The 19,071-nt window shown below is 69.5% G+C and carries 19 protein-coding genes; 9 read left to right on the top strand and 10 right to left on the bottom strand.

The genetic code is table 11. The features are described from left to right. Positions 1 to 30 precede the first annotated feature (30 nt). The 5 genes from ACFQ7F_RS15770 to miaA all read right to left on the bottom strand — a co-directional run bounded on the left by ACFQ7F_RS15770 (position 31) and on the right by miaA (position 6,382). Entirely contained in the window at positions 31 to 1,518 is a 1,488-nt protein-coding gene (locus ACFQ7F_RS15770; protein WP_383270698.1) for a M1 family metallopeptidase, read from the bottom strand. A 111-nt stretch (positions 1,519 to 1,629) separates the two neighbouring features. Continuing rightward, positions 1,630 to 3,783: a RelA/SpoT family protein gene (locus ACFQ7F_RS15765; RefSeq protein ID WP_383270696.1), complete on the bottom strand. Its 2,154-nt coding sequence runs from the start codon at positions 3,781 to 3,783 to the stop codon at positions 1,630 to 1,632. 142 nt (positions 3,784 to 3,925) lie between these two features. After that, positions 3,926 to 4,804, bottom strand: coding sequence for a diaminopimelate epimerase (gene dapF, locus ACFQ7F_RS15760; RefSeq protein ID WP_383270694.1), 879 nt, complete (start codon positions 4,802 to 4,804; stop codon positions 3,926 to 3,928). Positions 4,805 to 4,880: 76 nt separating this feature from the next. Further along, positions 4,881 to 5,342: a hypothetical protein gene (locus ACFQ7F_RS15755; protein ID WP_383270692.1), complete on the bottom strand. Its 462-nt coding sequence runs from the start codon at positions 5,340 to 5,342 to the stop codon at positions 4,881 to 4,883. A gap of 101 nt (positions 5,343 to 5,443) precedes the next feature. Further along, positions 5,444 to 6,382, bottom strand: a complete 939-nt coding sequence (gene miaA / locus ACFQ7F_RS15750; protein WP_383270690.1) for a tRNA (adenosine(37)-N6)-dimethylallyltransferase MiaA — start codon at positions 6,380 to 6,382, stop codon at positions 5,444 to 5,446. 183 nt (positions 6,383 to 6,565) lie between these two features. On the opposite strand from miaA, the gene ACFQ7F_RS15745 reads away from it, so the two are divergent. Together ACFQ7F_RS15745 and ACFQ7F_RS15740 are read left to right on the top strand one after the other, a co-directional pair. Next, positions 6,566 to 6,895 carry a hypothetical protein gene (locus tag ACFQ7F_RS15745; protein ID WP_383270689.1) on the top strand — a complete coding sequence of 110 codons (330 nt, stop codon included), beginning with the start codon at positions 6,566 to 6,568 and terminating at the stop codon, positions 6,893 to 6,895. A 25-nt stretch (positions 6,896 to 6,920) separates the two neighbouring features. Beyond that, positions 6,921 to 7,190 (top strand): antitoxin, encoded by a 270-nt coding sequence (locus ACFQ7F_RS15740; RefSeq protein ID WP_383270687.1) that lies wholly within the window; start codon positions 6,921 to 6,923, stop codon positions 7,188 to 7,190. A gap of 199 nt (positions 7,191 to 7,389) precedes the next feature. Here the strand turns inward: ACFQ7F_RS15740 and ACFQ7F_RS15735 are convergent, their stop codons facing one another. Genes ACFQ7F_RS15735 through miaB form a run of 3 tightly spaced genes read right to left on the bottom strand, consistent with a single transcriptional unit; the run spans position 7,390 to position 10,009 of the window. Beyond that, complete coding sequence (locus tag ACFQ7F_RS15735; protein WP_383270685.1) at positions 7,390 to 8,124, bottom strand: class III extradiol dioxygenase subunit B-like domain-containing protein; 735 nt, start codon at positions 8,122 to 8,124, stop codon at positions 7,390 to 7,392. A gap of 28 nt (positions 8,125 to 8,152) precedes the next feature. Then, positions 8,153 to 8,437, bottom strand: a complete 285-nt coding sequence (locus ACFQ7F_RS15730; RefSeq protein ID WP_383270683.1) for a hypothetical protein — start codon at positions 8,435 to 8,437, stop codon at positions 8,153 to 8,155. Positions 8,438 to 8,488: 51 nt separating this feature from the next. Next, positions 8,489 to 10,009 (bottom strand): tRNA (N6-isopentenyl adenosine(37)-C2)-methylthiotransferase MiaB, encoded by a 1,521-nt coding sequence (gene miaB / locus ACFQ7F_RS15725; protein WP_383270681.1) that lies wholly within the window; start codon positions 10,007 to 10,009, stop codon positions 8,489 to 8,491. An 86-nt stretch (positions 10,010 to 10,095) separates the two neighbouring features. On the opposite strand from miaB, the gene ACFQ7F_RS15720 reads away from it, so the two are divergent. After that, a complete protein-coding gene (locus tag ACFQ7F_RS15720; RefSeq protein WP_383270679.1) occupies positions 10,096 to 11,091 on the top strand; it encodes a TAXI family TRAP transporter solute-binding subunit in 996 nt (331 codons plus the stop codon). Positions 11,092 to 11,094: 3 nt separating this feature from the next. On the opposite strand, the gene ACFQ7F_RS15715 is transcribed toward ACFQ7F_RS15720, so the two are convergent. Both ACFQ7F_RS15715 and ACFQ7F_RS15710 read right to left on the bottom strand, forming a co-directional pair. Then, the gene (locus tag ACFQ7F_RS15715) at positions 11,095 to 12,510 is read right to left on the bottom strand and encodes an ATP-binding protein (RefSeq protein WP_383270677.1); all 1,416 of its coding nucleotides are present in this window, start codon (positions 12,508 to 12,510) and stop codon (positions 11,095 to 11,097) included. A 16-nt stretch (positions 12,511 to 12,526) separates the two neighbouring features. Further along, a complete protein-coding gene (locus ACFQ7F_RS15710) occupies positions 12,527 to 13,216 on the bottom strand; it encodes a response regulator transcription factor (RefSeq protein ID WP_383270675.1) in 690 nt (229 codons plus the stop codon). A gap of 286 nt (positions 13,217 to 13,502) precedes the next feature. Here ACFQ7F_RS15710 and ACFQ7F_RS15705 point away from each other — a divergent pair, with 286 nt between their 5' ends. From ACFQ7F_RS15705 to ACFQ7F_RS15680, 6 genes are all read left to right on the top strand, one after another. Beyond that, complete coding sequence (locus tag ACFQ7F_RS15705; RefSeq protein WP_383270673.1) at positions 13,503 to 14,282, top strand: amino acid ABC transporter ATP-binding protein; 780 nt, start codon at positions 13,503 to 13,505, stop codon at positions 14,280 to 14,282. A 46-nt stretch (positions 14,283 to 14,328) separates the two neighbouring features. Continuing rightward, positions 14,329 to 15,249, top strand: a complete 921-nt coding sequence (locus ACFQ7F_RS15700; protein WP_383270671.1) for a glutamate ABC transporter substrate-binding protein — start codon at positions 14,329 to 14,331, stop codon at positions 15,247 to 15,249. A 168-nt stretch (positions 15,250 to 15,417) separates the two neighbouring features. Beyond that, complete coding sequence (locus ACFQ7F_RS15695) at positions 15,418 to 16,065, top strand: amino acid ABC transporter permease (RefSeq protein ID WP_383270669.1); 648 nt, start codon at positions 15,418 to 15,420, stop codon at positions 16,063 to 16,065. Next, on the top strand, positions 16,062 to 17,006 hold the full coding sequence (locus tag ACFQ7F_RS15690; RefSeq protein WP_383270667.1) for an amino acid ABC transporter permease: 945 nt from the start codon (positions 16,062 to 16,064) through the stop codon (positions 17,004 to 17,006). The genes ACFQ7F_RS15695 and ACFQ7F_RS15690 overlap by 4 nt, the downstream gene beginning before the upstream one ends. Before the next feature lie 260 nt (positions 17,007 to 17,266). After that, positions 17,267 to 18,910, top strand: coding sequence for an FAD-dependent monooxygenase (locus tag ACFQ7F_RS15685; protein WP_383270665.1), 1,644 nt, complete (start codon positions 17,267 to 17,269; stop codon positions 18,908 to 18,910). Between the two features lie 43 nt (positions 18,911 to 18,953). Next, the gene (locus ACFQ7F_RS15680; RefSeq protein WP_383270722.1) at positions 18,954 to 19,040 is read left to right on the top strand and encodes a putative leader peptide; all 87 of its coding nucleotides are present in this window, start codon (positions 18,954 to 18,956) and stop codon (positions 19,038 to 19,040) included. Positions 19,041 to 19,071: the final 31 nt, after the last annotated feature.

Below are 19,071 nucleotides of genomic sequence, written 5' to 3'. Positions count from 1 at the left end.
TTGCACGGAACGGCCCGTCTCGTCACGAGGTTATTTCCCTGCGGGAGCCGCCTTACGCCAGTCCGGATGACCCGGCATCGGCGGCGTCTTCGCGCCGTACAGCCAGGCTTCGAAGAATCCGCTCAGATCACGGTCGGCGATCGACGAGGCGAGCCGCACGAAGTCCTCGGTCGTCGCGTTCCCGTCCTGGTAGGTCCGCACCCAGTCCCGCTCGAGGCGGTCGAAGTTGCGGTGCCCGATCTCCTGCCGCAGCGCGTAGAGCACCAGCGCACTGCCGTCGTAGACGACGGGGCGGAAGATGCTGATCTTCTGGCCCGGCTCAGGGCCCTTCGGCGCGGCCGGCGGCCCGCCGGCGGCACGCCAGCCGTCGGACTGGCGATAGGCCGCACGCATCCGCTTCTGGAGGGGCTTCTTCGCCTTCTCCTCGGCGAAGAGTGCCTCGTACCAGGTGGCGTGTCCTTCGTTGAGCCAGAGATCGGACCAGGAGCGCGGGCTCACGCTGTCGCCGAACCACTGGTGCGCCAGCTCGTGCACCATGATCGAATCCACGTACCACTCGGGAAACTCGGGTCGCTTGAACAGGTCGCTCTCGAAGAGCGAGAGGGTCTGCGTCTCGAGTTCGAAGCCGGTCTGCGCCTGCGCCATCAGCACCCCGTACGCCTCGAAGGGGTAACGCCCGACTTTCTCCTCCATCCAGCCGATCTGGTCCGGCGTCTTCTTCAGCCAGCGCTCCATCGCCTTGCGGTCCTTGGTGGGCACCACATCGCGTACGGGAAGGCCGTGCGGCCCGGTGCGCTGCACCACGGTGGAGCGGCCGATGGAGACCTGCGCCAGTTCCGTCGCCATGGGGTGGTGGGTACGGAAGACCCGGGTCGTGGTGGACCCGGTGTGCGCCGTGGCGACGGGCAGGCCGTTGGCGACGGCGGTGAGCCCCTTCGGGGTGGTGACGCGGAACGTGAACATCGCCTTGTCGGCGGGGTGGTCGTTGCTCGGGAACACGCGGTGCGCGGCGTCGGCCTGATTGGCCATGGCGAGCCCGTCGGAGGTGGGCACCCAGCCGCCCTCCTGGTCCTTGGCGGGCGCGGGATCACTGGTGTGCCGGACGGTGATCCGCATGTTCTCGCCCCGGCCCAGCGGCCGCGAGGGTGTGACGACCAGGTCCTCACCGGTGGATTCGAAGCGGGCAGGGGTGCCGTTGACGTCGACGGAGCGGACCTTGCCGTGGGCGAAGTCGAGGTTGACCCGCTCCAGCGGGTCACTCGTCCGCGCGTCGATCACCGTCACGGCGTCGAGCGGCTTCTTGTTGTCGCCGCGGTACGTGAAGGCGATGTCGTACGACATGACGTCGTACCCGGGATTTCCCAGGTGCGGGAAGAGCCGGTCGCCGATGCCGAGCGGCTTGGCCGGTGACGGCACAGTCGCGGCGAGAAGCGTGGCGGAGGCGGCCGCGGCCAGGAGCGCGGTCGCGATGCGAAGAGTCTTCGGCCGCGAGGCCTTGACCCGGGGGGTGAGCAGCATGAACTACCGCTATCAGCGCGGACCTTCCGCGCCGGTGTCGGCGCGCGACATGCCACTCGAACGAGTCGCCAGTAGGCGGCTGCGGCGGCGCTGACACCCCGTGGCGCGCTGCTACGAAGTCGCTGCCGCCGGATGCTGGGCGCGGGTGACGTCGTACACCCCGGGTACCGCACGCATCGCGCGCATCAGCCCCGGCAGGTGGGCCGCGTCCGGGAGTTGCAGCGTGTACGTGTGGCGCACGCGCTGCTGGCTCGGCGGCTCGACGGTCGCCGACATGACCTCGACGCCTTCCATGGCGATGGCCTCGGTGAGGTCGGCCATCAGATGCGCCCGCCCGAACGACTCGGCGATCAGCGTGACCCGGCACTCCGCGCTGTCCCCCCAGCGCACTCCGACCTCGGCGCGCCCCACTTCCTTCATGCGTGCGACCGCGGGGCACTCGACCCGGTGCACGGTGACGACGCCGCCGCGCACGGCGAAGGCGGTCACCTCGTCGGGCGGCACCGGCGTACAGCAGCCCGCTAGCCGTACGCTCGCGCCTTCCCTGTCCACGACGGCGTTCGCCTCGGCGGGGCGGGGGAAGTCCGAGGCCTGCGGCGGGGGCGCGGGCTTCTCCGTGGTCGCCGCCGCGGGAGCCGACGCGGGCGTGGGGTGGGTCGTCAGCCAGCGCCGGATGGCGATCCGGGCGCCGGGCGTGCGGGCGTGGTCGAGCCATTCGCGCGACGGCCCGGACGCCGCGTCCTGCCCCATGAGCAGCTGGACCGTGTCGCCGTCCCGCAGGACCGTGCTCAGTGTCGCCAGGCGTCCGTTGACACGTGCGCCGATGCAGGCGTGGGCGTCCTCGCCGTACTGGGCGTAGGCGGCGTCCACGCAGCTCGCCCCTGCGGGCAGTCCGAGGGTGCCGCCGTCGGGGCGGAAGACGGCGATCTCGCGGTCCTGGGCGAGGTCTTCGCGGAGCGTGGACCAGAACGTGTCCGGGTCGGGGGCCGCTTCCTGCCAGTCGAGCAGGCGGGAGAGCCAGCCGGGCCGGGTGGGGTCGGCGCGTTCGCCCTCGATGGTGTCGTCGGAGAGGGTGTCGGAAGCGGTATCGGACTGCTCCTCCGAAGGAGGAGCGTACGGATTGCGCAGGGCCACGACGCCGGCCTCGGCCACCTTGTGCATCTGGTGCGTGCGGATGAGGACTTCGGCGACCTCTCCGTCCGGGCGGGCCACGGCCGTGTGCAGCGACTGGTAGAGGTTGAACTTCGGTACGGCGATGAAGTCCTTGAACTCCGAGACCACCGGCGTGAAGCACGTGTGCAGCTCGCCCAGGACGCCGTAACAGTCCGCGTCCTCGTTCACCAGGACCAGGAGCCGTCCGAAGTCCGCCGCGCGCATCTCGCCGCGTTTGCGGTGCACCCGGTGGACCGAGACGAAGTGCCGTGGCCTGATGAGAACTTCGGCCGCGATGCCCGCCTCGCGCAGCACCGCCCTGAGGTCGTCCGCCGTCCCTTCCAGGGGGTCGCCGCCGTGTGCCGCGTTGGCCGCGATCAGCTCCTGGACCTGGGAATACTCCTCCGGCAGGAGGATCGCGAAGACGAGGTCCTCCAGCTCGGTCTTGAGCGCCTGTACACCGAGGCGCTCGGCGAGCGGAATGAGCACGTCCCGCGTCACCTTGGCGATCCGCGCCTGTTTCTCGGGGCGCATGACGCCGAGCGTGCGCATGTTGTGCAGGCGGTCGGCCAGTTTGATCGACATGACGCGTACGTCGTTGCCGGTGGCGACGAGCATCTTGCGGAAGGTCTCCGGCTCGGCGGCCGCTCCGTAGTCGACCTTTTCCAGCTTCGTGACGCCGTCGACCAGATAACAGACGTCGTCGCCGAATTCCGTACGCACCTGATCGAGCGTCACGTCCGTGTCCTCGACGGTGTCGTGGAGCAGGGACGCGGTCAAGGTCGTGATCTCGGCGCCCAGTTGCGCCAGGATCAACGTCACCGCGAGCGGATGTGTGATGTACGGCTCACCGCTCTTGCGCATCTGGCCGCGGTGGGAGGACTCCGCAAGGACCCACGCACGCCGCAACGGCTCCAGATCCGCGTCCGGGTAATGGGCGCGATGAGCTTCCGCCACATGGCCGATCGCGTCCGGCAACCGGTCCCGTGTGCCGGACCCCAGCAGGGCAGCCCGGCCGAGCCTTCGCAGGTCAAGCCGCGGACGACCGCGCCTGCGCTGCGCCGCGGGCGTCACCGGGCCAGGCATCGCAGGGTTTGTAGCCTCCGCACTCATGGGCACCTCCGGCTGCTCCGACCGGCGGTGGGCGGACGACGGCATACTCCGTCCGGGCCGGTGCTTGATGCTACCGAGCCCATCACGCGCCGCTGACCGCCTCTCGCCGAGCGTGAAACGGATCACCCATTCGAGCGACAGTTCACGGGTTTACAGTTTCGAGCCATTCCGCGTCGATCTCGCCTTCGGCGACGATCACCGCGGGGCCCGTCATCTCGATCTCACCGTCGGGCCGCTCGGTGATCACCAGGCTCCCACCAGGCAGATCGACGGTGTACGTGACCGGCGAACCGGTCGTTGCGGGGTCCACCCCGTCCCTGCGGGCCGCCGCGACGGCGACGGCGCACGCGCCCGTGCCGCACGAGCGGGTCTCGCCCGCCCCGCGCTCGTGCACGCGCATGGCGACGTGACGCGGGCCACGGTCGACGACGAACTCGACGTTCACGCCGTCAGGGTAGGCCGAGACGGGGCTGAATGGCGGCGGGTCGTACAGAGTTCCGGCGTGGGCCAGGTCGTCCACGAAGGCGACCGCGTGGGGGTTGCCCATGTTCACGTTGCGCGCCGGCCAGTGCTGGTCGGCCACCGAGACGGTGACATCCCCTTCGGGGAAGAGCGCCTTGCCCATGCCGACGGTGACGTCCCCACCGGCCGCGGCCTTGGCGATGTGCACGGTCTTCACGCCACCGCGGGTCGCGATGGCCAGATCGCCCTCGCCCACCAGTCCGGCGCGCTGCAGATAGCGGGCGAAGACGCGCACGCCGTTGCCGCACATCTCGGCGATCGAACCGTCGCCGTTGCGGTAGTCCATGAACCATTCGGCCTCGGCGGCCAGATGGCGAACCTCCGGGTGCGCCGCGGAACGCACGACATGCAGCAGGCCGTCGCCCCCGATGCCCGCGCGGCGGTCGCACAGGGCGGCCACAGCGGCCGGGGGCAGCTCAATGGCGTTCTCGGGGTCCGGGACGATCACGAAGTCGTTCTTGGTCCCGTGCCCCTTGAGGAAGGCGATCCGCGTGCTCATTCCTCGATCGTACGGGAGGGCCAGGACACTCGGCCCTTACGGTGCCCACCAGGGCCCTGACCTCGCAGGACGCGGGTCAGCGAAGGCGTGCGACGCGCCACACGGCGAGGACGGCGACGGCCAGGAACACCAGGGCGTACGCACAGACGATCCGCCAGTCCGGGCGGCTTCCCGAATCGCGCTCCGGAAGCCCGGGCCAGGTGTGCCCCACGCGGCGCGCGGCCATCATGCCCCAGCCTGCGGCGCAGCAGCTGATCAGGAGTCCGAGCATGGCGACGACAGCTCCGCCGTCACCGAACTCGAAGGCCAGCGGGAAGGCGAACATCAGCGATCCCGCCGCGGCGAGGATGACGATCGGTGCGAGCTGCCAGATGCGCAGACGGCGCTGCGGGCGCAGTTCGACCTCGACCTCGGCCACGGCCATCTGGTCCGCGCCGGGACCGTCGTCGGTCACGCCGTCCGGTGCCCCGTCGGGGCCGTCCGGAGTCAGCTCGCCGCCGCCATGTGCGGTGTCACGAGGGCCGGCCTCCATCGCCATCCGCCCTCCTGCTTCGGACTCCACTGGTCGATCGATGGTCGATGATGGCACGGCGCCAGGGGCCGGGATGACCGCCTGAGCGTCCCGATGCCATCACGTGATCAGGCTGTGACCGCTCGTTCGACCAACGTCAGCGCCCGCCCTGGGAGTTCCCCTCGATCGGCCATGGCGCCACTGAGCCAGTGCACCCGGGGATCGCGGCGGAACCACGAGTCCTGACGGCGCGCGAAGCGCTTGGTCGCCCGCACGGTCTCCGCGCGCGCCTCGTCCTCGGTGCACTCCCCCGCGAGCGCCGCGAGCACCTGCTGGTACCCGAGAGCGCGCGACGCCGTACGCCCGTCGCGCAGTCCGACCGCCTCCAGAGCGCGCACCTCGTCGACGAGGCCCGCGTCCCACATGCGGTCCACGCGCGTGGCGATGCGTTCGTCGAGTTCGGGGCGGCCGACGTCGACGCCGATCTGGACGGTGTCGTAGACGGAGTCGTGTCCGGGGAGGTTGGCGGTGAAGGGTTTGCCGGTGATCTCGATGACTTCGAGGGCGCGCACGATCCGGCGGCCGTTGCTGGGGAGGATGGCCTGGGCCGCCCCGGGGTCGGCGGCGGCGAGGCGGGCATGGAGTGCGCCGGAGCCCTGGAGCTCCAGCTCCTCCTCCAGGCGGGCCCGGACCGCGGGGTCCGTACCGGGGAACTCCAGGTGGTCCACGGCCCCCCTGACGTAGAGCCCGGAGCCGCCGACCAGGATCGGCCAGCGCCCGTCGGCAAGGAGACGGTCGATCTCGGCTCGCGCCAGCTTCTGGTACTCGGCGACGCTCGCCGCCTCCGTGACGTCCCAGATGTCGAGGAGGTGGTGCGGGACCCCGTCGCGCTCTTCGAGGGTCAGCTTGGCGGTTCCGATGTCCATCCCTCTGTAGAGCTGCATGGAGTCGGCGTTGACGACTTCGCCGCCGAAACGCTGGGCGAGAAAAACGCCCAGATCGGACTTTCCTGCCGCGGTCGGACCGACGACGGCGATGACCCGCGGTGCGGGAGCTGCTCTACTCACCGCCCCAGTCTCGCAAACACCGCGACCACTTCCCGAACGAGCTACGTGACGCCACACGTCCGGGGTCGTTGCCTGTTGCGAGGTTCCGGCCGCCGGTTTTCGAGGACCGGCGACCCGGGCGGCGCAACAGGGCGCACCGGGCGGCGCGGGATTTCGCCCACACGAGTACCGTATGGAGTAGATATGGGCGTTTTTGCACGGTTCCGTAGGAAGTCCAAGGACACGGAAGAGGCGTCAACAACCGAGGCGTCGGCCGACACCCTGACGGCCGAGCCGGAAGCGGCCGGGGAGTCCCCCGAGCCCGAGTCCGGCAAGGAAGAGGCCAAGGCCGAAGCCGCCGCCGAGGACGAGACCAAGGCCGACACAGAGGCCGACGCCGAGACCGAGGGCAAGACCGAGGACGAGGCGGAGAGCACCGAAGAGGCTGCCGCGGAGAACGTGGACATCCCGAAGCAGCAGTCCGCGGAGAAGGCCGCCGACAACGACGAGGCCGACGAAGGCGCCCGCAAGTGACTCTCCCAGCGAGGGAAGGTAACCGATGGGCTTCCTGCAGAGCCTGAAAGACAAGCTCGCCCCGGCAAAGGACAAGGTCGCAGGCCTCGCGCAACAGCACGGGGACAAGATCGACCAGGGTCTCGACAAGGCCGCGAAGATGGTCGACGACAAGACAAAGGGCAAGTACAGCGACAAGATCCAGACGGGCACGGGCAAGGCGAAGGATGCCAAGGACCGCCTCGCCGGGACGCCCGACGAGGGCAAGGGCCCGGGCGGCGACGCCGCCCCACCGAAGCCCCCTCCGGCTCCCTGAAACCATCGGCTGAATCGCTCGTCGGCCCACCGGCGGCAGCACAGCGCCGGAGCACCGCCCGAGTCAGCCGACCGGGTCACTGAACAACACCGGCGGACGGCCGTGGAGCGCCCCCCAGCTCCGCGGCCGTCGCCGTGCGCCTCCGGAGCGCCCCGGCAGCGTGCGCGGTCCGCCTGGGTCAGGTCACAGCCTCAGGCCTCTACGACCAGGTGGCGACCAGATACCCGACGCCGTACGGAGCGTCCTCGTAAAGAAGCTCGCCGCTCAGGCCGGCGCCCGCGGCAGCGCCCGCTAGCACCTGCCACGGAGCCCGGCCCGCCGCCTTCAGTTCGTACGCCAACTCCGCGTCCAACGCCTTGAGTGCCTCGACGTCCGCCGTCCCCAGCGCACGAGCGATCTCCGCGTCGAACCCGGCCGCCCGCTCGTCGAGATATCCCGGTGCCTTCAGCGTGCGGCACGCGCTGGCGTCGCCCATCACCAGCAGGGCCACCCGCTCGCCGCGTACCGCGATCTCCCCGCCGACCTGAATGCACCGCTCGGCCGCCAGAGGTTCCCCCACCCCGAGCCCTTCCAGCGGGGCCGCCGACCACGCCGTACGGTCGAGCAGCCAGGCGGCGACGGCAAGCGAGGGCGGAAGCTCGCGCTCCGCCGCAGCGTCCGTGCCGTTCGCACCGTCGTCGCCGGATCGCCCGAGGCGTACGTCGAGGTCCACGCCGAAACCGCGGAAGGACCCACGGGCGCCCTGCGGATGCGGGCCACGCCCGCTCTGCTCGGCGGGGCCGACCACGACGAGCCGGTCGGGCCGCGAGGCCGCGAGCACTCCGATGGCGTCCGTGCACGCGGCGCGCGCGGCGTCCAGTTCGGGGGCAGCGCCCGCGGCGACCTCGGGGACGAGCAGGGGCGGGCAGGGGCAGACGGCTGCGGCGACAAGCATGATCGGCAGCGTAACGCGCGCCCGCGCGCTAGTAGGCGATCGGGCCCGAGTCCCACTCCAGCTCGGAGATCGAGAAGCGGTACGGGAAAGAGCCCCCGGACGAACCGTCGCCGATCACCATCCAGCCGTCGGCCGTGCGGTAACGCCGCATCCGTACGGGATAGCGGGGGTGCTTGGGGCGGTACAGGCGGACGAACTCCGCGAACCGCTCCACCGCTTCCTCATGCGTGCCGTCCACCGTGGCCATCAGCTCGAACAGATGCCACGCCCCCGGCCCCGGAGGGTTCTCCATCATCAGCGCCCAGCGCGCCATCAGCCCATCCCCCGTTGTCCGCCGCCCGCCCGTTGCCGCCGCTCGCCCCGGTCAGTCGCAGCCGCAACCGCTGCCCGCGGCCACCGGAAGCGGCTCGGGGGCGCCCACCTTCGGCAGCCCGAGCATCACGCCGACGGGCTTGGCCGCCGCCTCGGTGTTGCGCTTCTCCCAGGCGTCACCCGCGCGCGTGGGGCGCACGTTCAGGACGGGGCCTTCGGCGAGCAGGTGGTGCGGCGCCGCGTAGGTGATCTCGACCGTCACGACGTCACCGGGGCGGACCTCGGTGTCCGGCTTGGTGAAGTGGACCAGACGGCTGTCGGGGGCTCGTCCGGAGAGGCGGTGGGTGGCGCCGTCCTTGCGGCCCTCGCCCTCGGCGACCATCAGCTCCAGGGTCCTGCCGACCTGCTTCTTGTTCTCGTCCCAGGAGATCTCCTCCTGGAGGGCGGAAAGACGCATGTAGCGCGCCTGCACGACCTCCTTGGGGATCTGCCCCTCCATGGTCGCCGCGGGCGTACCGGGGCGCTTGGAGTACTGGAAGGTGAAGGCGTTGGCGAAGCGGGCCTCACGGACGACGTGCATCGTCTGCTCGAAGTCCTCCTCGGTCTCTCCGGGGAAGCCGACGATGATGTCGGTGGAGATCGCCGCCTCGGGCATGGCGGCGCGGACCTTCTCGATGATGCCGAGGAAGCGGTCCTGACGGTACGAGCGGCGCATCGCCTTGAGGATGGGGTCCGATCCTGACTGGAGCGGCATGTGCAACTGGGGCATCACGTTCGGGGTCTCGGCCATGGCGGCGATCACGTCGTCCGTGAAGTCACGCGGGTGCGGTGACGTGAAGCGCACGCGCTCCAGGCCCTCGATCTTCCCGCAGGCCCGGAGGAGCTTGCTGAATGCCTCGCGGTCACCGATGTCCGAGCCGTACGCGTTCACGTTCTGGCCGAGCAGGGTGACCTCGGAGACGCCCTCACCGACGAGCGCCTCGATCTCGGCGAGGATGTCGCCGGTCCTGCGGTCCTTCTCCTTGCCGCGCAGGGCGGGCACGATGCAGAACGTGCAGGTGTTGTTGCAGCCCACGGAGATGGAGACCCACGCCGCGTACGCGCTCTCGCGGCGCGTGGGCAGCGTCGAGGGGAACGCCTCCAGGGACTCGGCGATCTCTACCTGCGCCTCTTCCTGAACGCGGGCCCGCTCCAGGAGCACCGGCAGCTTGCCGATGTTGTGCGTCCCGAAGACGACGTCCACCCAGGGCGCCTTCTTGACGATGGTGTCGCGGTCCTTCTGGGCGAGGCAGCCGCCGACGGCGATCTGCATGCCGGGCCGCTTGGTCTTCATCGGCGCCAGGCGGCCGAGGTTGCCGTACAGCTTGTTGTCGGCGTTCTCCCGCACGGCGCACGTGTTGAAGACGACCACGTCGGCGTCGCCGTCCGAGCCATCGGGCGCGCGTTCGTATCCGGCGCCCTCGAGGAGACCGGAGAGGCGCTCCGAATCGTGGACGTTCATCTGGCACCCGTAAGTGCGTACCTCGTACGTTCCTTTAACGCCCACTGCCTGTCCCCGGTCGCCGCTGCTCATACGACAAGGGTAGGCGGTCGCTGAAGTGTCCCTGCCGGGAGCTCTGCCCTGGCCATCGCGGCGAGTGGCCTGGCAGGATCGCGCGCATGCTCAAGGCACCCCTCCACATCAGCAGGCGCCGCGCACTCCAGGGTGCGGCGGCCGCCCTCGTGGTCTTCGGGCTCTTGATGTGGTGGCTCGTTCCGGCGGGCGACGACTCTCCGGAGGGCCGGATCACGTTCAGTACGGGCGTGAAGAACGCGGTGTACGAGCGGTACGGCAAGCTCCTGCGGACCGCGGTCTCCCATGACATGCCCAAGGTGGACGTGAAGCTGCTCAACAGCGAGGGGTCGCAGCAGAACGTCGAGCGGGTGGCGACGGGGAAGGCCGATTTCACCGTCGCGGCGGCCGACGCCGTCGCGAAGTACCGCCAGGAGGGGCGTGCGGGCGCGGAGCGGCTGCGGGGCTGTGCGCGGCTGTACGACGACTACGTACAGCTCGTCGTCCGGCGCTCGTCGGACATCGGGAAGGCGCAGGACCTGCGGGGCAAGAAGGTGGCCGTGGGCCAGCCGCGCTCGGGCGTGCAGCTGATAGCGGACCGGGTGCTCAAGGCCGCCGACCTCGATCCCGACAAGGACCTCACGTCGGTGGACGCCGGTATCGACACGGCGCCCGATCTTCTCAAGAAGGGCGACATCGACGCCTTCTTCTGGTCGGGCGGACTGCCGACCCTCACCGTGGCCGAGCTCTCCGAGAAGTTCGACGTCCGCCTCGTCCCGCTCGGCGACCTCGTGGACGCGCTGCACAAGCAGGGCGGAGCCTCCCGCTACTACCGGGCAGCGGTGATGCCCGCCGACGCCTATCCCGCCGTGCAGCAGAGCGACGCCGTACCGACCCTTGCCGTGGCGAACCTCCTGGTGACCACGGACCGGGCGGACCCGAAGCTGACCGAGGGCCTGACCCGCACGGTGATCGACAGCCGCGATCACATCGGTGACGAGGTGCACGCGGCCCAGCTCGTGGACCTGCGCACGGCGCTCTACACGGACCCGCTCGCCCTGCACGAGGGCGCACGCCGCTACTACCAGTCGGTCAAGCCGTAGCCGTCAGGTCCGGGTGCCGGGCTCGCCGCGCGGGACGCCGACGGTCACCCGCAGTCCGTGCGGCTCGCGCTGTTCGTAGGCGATCGAACCGCCGCCCGCGGTGAGCAGGGCCCGCGAGATGGACAGGCCGAGGCCCGAGCCCTGCACGTTCTGGTGGCGGTTGCTGCGCCAGAAGCGGTCGCCGATGCGGGCGAGCTCGTCCTCCGTGAGGCCGGGGCCGCCGTCCGTGATCACCATGGTCGTCAGCTCACCGCTCCAGGAGACCTCCACGCTCACCTCCTCGCCCTCGGGCGTGAACTTGAGGGCGTTGTCGATCACCGCGTCCAGGGCGCTGGACAGGGCGACCGGGTCGGCCCAGCCGGTGGTCGCCGGGCAGGTGCCGGTCAGCCGCACCCCGCGCTCCTCGGCGAGCGGCCGCCAGGCGCCGACCCGTTCGGCCGTGAGCGCACCGATGTCGGTGAGCTGCAGATCGGCCGCCGCGTGCTCGGCGAGCGCGAGACCGAGGAGGTCGTCGAGGACCTGGGCGAGGCGTTTTCCCTCGGTGCGCACGGAGGCGATCTCCTCGTTGCCCTCGGGCAGTTCGAGGGCGAGCAGCTCGATGCGGAGCAGCAGGGCGGAGAGCGGATTGCGCAGTTGGTGCGAGGCGTCGGCGACGAAGGCCCGCTGCTGCTCGAGGACGTCCTGGACGTTGTCGGCCATCTCGTTGAACGACCGGGCGAGGCGCCGGAGTTCGGGCGGCCCGCCCGCGGCCGCCACCCTCGACTTCAGGCTGCCGGTCGCGATGTCGTGCGTGGTCGCGTCCAGGACCCGTACCGGACGCAGCACCCAGCCGGTGAGGCGCAGCGCGGCACCGACGGCCAGGAGCATGGCGGCCGACTCGCCGGCGCCGATGAGCAGCCACCCCTGCAGTGTCTTCGAACGCATGCGCCCCGTAGGTGATTCGGTGACGACGACCGCGATGACGTCCCCGTCCCTGATCACCGGAGAGGCGACGACGAGCCTGCCGCGCTGCCAGGGCCACACCTGCTGCGGATCGTGGCTTCCACGGGACCTGAGGGCCTCCTCGAAGGCCTCCCGCACCTCGGCGCCCCTGGGGGGCAGGAACCAGCTCCCGGGCGCGTGAGCCATGGGCTCACGGTCCCGGAAGAAGACGCCTGCCTTGATCCCGTAGACCTCGTGGTAGTAGTCGAGTTCGGTCTGGAGGGTTGCGCGGCGTTCGTCCTTGTTCCGCTGGCGCGACCCTGTGGGGCGTTTGGTGACGAACTGCGCGAGTGCCGCGAAGCGTGCCGTGTCGTCGATCCGGTCGACGACCACCTTCTGCTGCTGCGCCGCGGCCACGCTCACCGCGAGCGGGAAGCCGAGCGCGAGCAGCACCCCCGCCATGAGGACGATGAGCAGCGGGAGGAGGCGAGAGCGCACCTGACCTCGCTACTGGCTACGCGGCCGGGGCGACGAGCCGATAGCCCACGCCCCGTACGGTCTCGATCAGGGCCGGCATGTGCAGCTTGGAGCGCAGGGAAGCGACATGCACCTCAAGAGTGCGCCCCGTCCCCTCCCAGCTGGTGCGCCACACCTCACTGATGATCTGCTCCCGGCGGAACACCACACCGGGCCGCTGCGCGAGAAGCGCGAGCAGGTCGAACTCCTTGCGGGTCAGCTGGACCGTCGAACCGTCCACACTGACCTGACGGGTGGCCAGTTCGATGCGTACGGAACCGAGGCGCAGCTCGCTGTCCGCGGGCCCCGCGGCGGCTCCGGACGGAGGTCGCCGGATGACCGCGTGGATGCGGGCGATCAACTCCCCGGTGTCGTACGGCTTCACCACATAGTCATCGGCCCCGAGGTTCAGACCATGGATCCGCGAGCGCACGTCGGCACGCGCCGTCACCATGATCACGGGAATCGACCCGCGCTTGCGGATCTTTCCGCACACCTCGTAGCCGTCCTGATCGGGCAGCCCCAGGTCGAGGAGCACGACTCCGAAGGGTGCCGTTTTGCCGGGCAGCAGGGCCTGCAGCGCTTCCTCGCCGCTGCGCGCGTGCACGACGTCGAAGCCGTGCCTGGCCAGGACCGCGGACAGGGCCGCCGCCACGTGATTGTCGTCCTCGACGAGGAGCAGTCTCATACGGGCCCCCTCCGGTTCATCGGTCGTTCCGTTCGCGCTCGCCGATGGCCGGTACGCGCGCGTGCACAGGCACCAACGCATCCACTCCGATAGGTAAGGACCGCGTCAAGAGGGTTCGGGCCACGGGCACGTTCCGTTACGCAGCCGGAACGTGCGGGGGCGTCCCCTTCACACGGAGTGTCCGGTTGCGGCCGGATCGTTATGCTCAATTTCCCCTCAGATGTAATGACGCTGGTCGCACCGGGTTATTACTGTCCTCCCAACCGAGGAGGATGGAGCACAAGCCGTGACCGAAGTATCGGTGACCAAGGACGCCATACCGCCTGGAGCGGACGACCTGGTCGTGCTGAAGAACGTCAACAAGCACTTCGGCGCTCTGCACGTCCTCCAGGACATCGACCTGACCATTACCCGCGGTGAGGTCGTCGTCGTGATCGGCCCCTCCGGGTCGGGCAAGTCGACGCTGTGCCGCGCCATCAACCGTCTGGAGACGGTCGAGTCGGGAGACATCTCGATCGACGGCAAGCCGTTGCCCCAGGAGGGCAAGGAGCTCGCCCGTCTCCGTGCGGACGTGGGCATGGTCTTCCAGTCCTTCAACCTTTTCGCGCACAAGACCGTGCTCGAGAACGTGATGCTGGGCCAGATCAAGGTGCGCAAGACGTCCAAGGCGGAAGCAGAGACGAAGGCTCGTGCCCTTCTGGACCGCGTGGGTGTCGCCACGCAGGCCGACAAGTACCCCGCGCAGCTCTCCGGCGGCCAGCAGCAACGCGTCGCGATCGCCCGCGCGTTGGCGATGGACCCCAAGGTGATGCTCTTCGACGAGCCCACGTCGGCGCTCGACCCGGAGATGATCAACGAGGTCCTGGAGGTCATGCAGCAGCTCGCACGTGACGGCATGACCATGGTCGTGGTCACCCACGAGATGGGCTTCGCGCGATCCGCGGCCAACCGCGTCGTCTTCATGGCGGACGGCCGCATCGTCGAAGAGGCCGTGCCGGAACAGTTCTTCAGCAACCCGCGCAGCGACCGGGCCAAGGACTTCCTGTCGAAGATCCTTAAACACTGAGGCTCCTACGTCGTCTCAACGCCAGTCGAATCAAAGGATGTTCACCATGAAGCTCCGTAAGTCCGCCGCCGCCGTAGCGGCTGTCGCCGCGCTGTCGCTCGCCGCCACGGCCTGCGGCGGCAAGGAGGGCTCCGCCGGCGACAAGCCGGAAGGACCCGACACCTCCGGCGCCAAGGCCCTCAGCTACGAGGTCAAGAAGGACGCCTCGGTCGACTCGTCCGTCTTCAAGGCCGCCAAGAAGCGCGGCAAACTGGTGATCGGCGCCAAGGCCGACCAGCCGTACCTGGGCTTCCAGGACCAGTCGACCAAGGAGTACTCCGGCTTCGACATCGAGATCGCCAAGATGATCGCGGCTGATCTCGGCTTCTCGGCGAAGCAGATCGAGTGGAAGACGGTCGACTCCGGCGCGCGTGAGACCGCGGTCTCCAAGGGCGACGTCGACCTGATGATCGGCACGTACACGATCAACCCCGAGCGCAAGAAGCAGATCGACTTCGCGGGACCGTACTTCCACGCCGGCGCCTCGCTCCTGGTCCGCAAGGACGAGAAGGAGCTCAAGGGCCCGGAGACGGTCCGCGGCAAGAAGGTCTGTTCCATCGTCGGTTCCACGCCGCTGCAGAACATCAAGAAGCCGAAGTACGGCGCCAAGGTCACCGAGCTCTCCAAGTACTCGGAGTGCGTCGCCCAGCTCCTGAACAACCAGGTCGACGCCGTCACCACCGACGACGCGATCCTGATGGGCTACGCGGCGCAGAACAAGGGCAAGCTCAAGGTCGTCGGCAAGCCCTTCTCTGACGAGCCCTACGGTGTCGGCCTGAAGAAGGGCGACGCGGCCCTGCAGACGGCCGTCGCGGACGCCATCAAGGCGCACCAGGAGAGCGGCGACTACAAGAAGGCCTACGACGCCACCCTCGGCAAGTCCGGCTCCGACTACCAGGACCCGCCGGCCTTCACCGACCCGAAGTAATCCGGCGCGTCCCGCTCCGTCCGCTTTCATCGACGGTACGGAGCGGGACGTTCGCTGCGCGCATCGCGGCCGGACCTGTCGCGAAACCCTGCCACCGCCCTCGGCCCTGAAGGCCGGGGCCCGTCGCGATCACCTGCGACCCGTCGCGAAAGACCTCGCGGAGAATTCATGGACGTACTGCTCGACAACCTGTCGCTTTTCCGCGAAGGGTTTTTGGGGACTCTGAAGCTGACCGCATCCAGCGCGCTCGTGGCTGTGGTGGCCGGGGTCATCATCGCCGGGTTCCGGGTATCACCCGTTCCACCGCTGCGAATATTCGGAACCCTCTGGGTCACACTGCTGCGGAACACCCCTCTGACTCTGCTCTTCCTTGTGGCGTTCTTCGTTCTGCCCAAGGTGCTCTATCCCGACCTGGACTCCTTCGTCCTCGCCACGTTCGCCTGCGGTTTCTACACCTCCGCATTCGTGGCCGAAGCGGTCCGCTCAGGCATCAACACCGTGCCGCTCGGGCAGGCCGAGGCGGCCCGAGCGGTCGGGCTCAGCTTCGCCCAGACGATGCGGCTCATCGTCCTGCCCCAGGCCACGCGCACGGTGGTGCCGCCGCTCTCCAGCATCTTCATCGCTCTGACGAAGAACACCGCCATCGCGGGTGCCTTCGACAACGTCGAGCTGTTCAACATCTCCAAGACGCTGAGCAATGAGGGCTACGACATCGTGATGATCTTCATCTGGATCACCGTCGCGTACCTGATCATCACGTACGCCATCAACGGCCTCTTCCGACTCCTTGAGCACCGCCTGGAGGTCGCCCGATGAGTGCCAACGTTCTCTTCGACGCCCCCGGCCCCAAAGCCCGTGTCCGCAACATCATCTACAGCGTTGTCGGCACCGCGGCTTTCCTGGGCGGCATTCTCTGGATCATTCTGCGGCTGAACAGCAAGGGCGAGTTCGAAGGTGACCTCTGGGACATCTTCAACTACACCGGAATTCAGCAGAACATTCTGGACTCCCTTGTCGCCACGCTGAAGGTGTTCGCCCTCGCGGGCATCTTCTCGCTGGTGTTCGCCGTGGTGCTCTGTGTGGCGCGGCTCTCCGAGCACAAGCCGGTGCGCTGGTTCGCCGTCGCCTTCATCGACCTCTTCCGGTCCATTCCGCTGCTCATCACCATCTTCGCGTTCTGGGTCGGCCTGGTCGGCAACATGACCCCGTTCTGGGCGCTGGTGCTCGGCCTGACCATCTACAACGGATGCGTCCAGGCCGAGGTGCTCCGCGCGGGCATCAACGCGGTGCCCAAGGGGCAGATGGAGGCGGCCTACGCCCTGGGTATGCGCAAGACCCAGGTCATGGCTTCGGTGCTCTTCCCGCAGGCGGTCCGGTCGATGCTGCCGACCATCATCAGCCAGCTGGTGGTGACGCTGAAGGACACCTCGCTCGGATTCTTCGTCCTCTACCCCGAGCTGCTCCAGTCGGCCCGGCTGATCGCCAACAACACACCCGTCAACGGCGTATACCCGTTCGTCCAGACGGTCACTGTGTTCGGCGCCATCTACATCGGGCTCTGCCTGCTCCTCTCCTCGCTGGCCACCTGGATCGAGAAGCGCGGCCGTCGTGCCAAGACCGGTATCGCCGTCGCCGCGGCCGCCGAACCGGCCGAGGCACCAGGCGTGCTCGATCCCTCCGCGCCTCAGGGCCCCGCCGCCGGGGGCACCGCGGCAGCGGACGCGCAGCCGGGTGACGACCCGGAGAAGAAGAACTGACGCGATCCATGCGGCAGTGATGCTCTGTCAGCAGTGCGTGTCCCAGGGCCCGTCGAATCCGTTCGACGGGCCCTGACGCATGCCCCACCGGGTGCCCACACGAACGATCCCAGCCGAAGCCCGGCCTCCAGTGCGTCCAGCTTGACGGCTCGCCAAGCAGTCTGTTGCATACGTTCTGTGATCGCGCACCGGGCTCCAACTGTAAGTTCCTGTACGTACGTCCAGCGCTCCCGGGCCCTTGCGGCGGGAGGGTGCGCCCCGTGGACCCGGTGATCGTCGTCGGCGCGGGCCCCGTGGGTCTCACGCTCGCCCTGGCTCTCGCGCGTCACTCCGTACCCACCGTCGTACTCGACGAAGGTCCCGGCAAGGACGAGCAGCGGCCCGCGCGGACCGTCGTCCTGCGGGATGACACCGCGGCCCTCATGGAGCGGCTCGCCGGTCACTCGTTCGGTGACCAGGACTCCGGCGCGCGATGGGTCGGCCTGCGGTCCCTGCGGCGCAAGCAGCTGATGCGGGAGCTCACGTTCAGTGACGAGACACCGGCCCCGCTGCATGTGCCCCAGCACGCGCTGACCGGCGCGCTGCGCGCGGCCATCGCCGAGGAGCGTCTGGTCAAGATCGCGGTGGAGAGCAAGCTCGACTCCCTGGAGCAGGATGCGGGCGGCCTTACGGCCCACACGCGCGGTCCCAAGGACACCTGGTGGCGCGGCAGTTATCTGGTGGGCTGCGACGGACCTCGGTCGACGGTGCGCAAGCTCCTCGACGTCCGCTTCCCGGGGCGCACGGCTGTCGAACGACACGCCGTGGCCGCGCTGCGCACGGAACTTCCCGGGCCCGGCGAGGCGTTGTTGCATCGGATGCCTCCGTGGCGCCACGGGGGCGCCGAGGTGACGGGCCGCCCGCTCGCCGACGGGGTGTGGCGGCTCGACTGGCTGCTGCCGCCGCGCGGTGATCTCGTGACGCCCGACGCCCTCGTGGTCCGCATCCGCGAGACTCTCGCGGGCTGGTGCGGGGGTTCCACGCCACCGTACGAACTTCTCGACACGGGCGTGCACACCGTCCACCACCGCCTTGCCCGACGGTGGCGGGTCGGCCGTGCCTTCCTCGCGGGGGACGCCGCGCATCTGCTCGGCGCGCTCGGTACTCAGGGGCTCGACGAAGGGCTGCGGGACGCGGACAACCTCGCCTGGAAGCTGGCCCTTGCCTGGCATCACGGCGCGCGGGACGCCCTGCTCGACAGCTATCAGACCGAGCGGCGGGCCGGCGTCGCCACACGCCTGCGCGCCGCCGACCAGTCGCTGCCGATACTGCGGGGCGGCAAGGGCCTGCGCTCGTACGTGCCGGGATCGGCGCGCGGGCACGACACGCTCCTCACCGACGGCCATGTGGGCCGCGGGCCCCTCGGAGCGCCCACGTCGTACGCGGAGTCACCGCTGGCGCCCGCGCCCTCCGAGTCCGAGGTGCCCGTGGACACGGAGCCTGGGGCGCCCGTGGCCGATGTGCCGGTGACGGCGCCCGACGGCTCCTTGGTGCGGCTGCGGGACCGGCTCGGCGTGGGGCATCTGCTCGTCGTCCTCGTCGCGCCCGGCACGGTGGTGTGGGAGCGGCGGCACTGGGTGACGGCCGGGATCATGCCCCGGCTCGCCGCCGCCGTCACGGCGCTGCCGCACCCGGCGGAGCTTCTGGTCGCGGAAAGTTACCCCGGGGCTCCCGCGCACTCGGTGCTGCTCATCCGCCCCGACGGCCACTTGGTCACCGCGCTCGGCGGGGTACGCCCCGCCGAGCTGTATACGGCGGCCGAGGCAGCCCTGGGCGGGGCGGTGCCGAAGCGACGCGCGGACAGTGCGGACACCACGGTGAAGGAGGAGAGCACGGCCGTCGCGAGCAGGCCGACCACCCAGTGAACAGGAGTTGACCGGCACGCAGCGTCATGGTCTACTCCGAAATATGACCGACACCGATGTGCGCCTGTGGCGGAGGGTCCATATGGACCTCATCCGCTATGCGGGCTGCGTGTGTCGCACGTCCTTCTGAATTCGCCTTTCCTCTGCGCGCCTGCCCCTCT

This window comes from Streptomyces sp. NPDC056486 (genome assembly GCF_042795295.1).
Taxonomy (GTDB): domain Bacteria; phylum Actinomycetota; class Actinomycetes; order Streptomycetales; family Streptomycetaceae; genus Streptomyces.
This window is presented reverse-complemented; position numbering and strand designations above follow the sequence as displayed.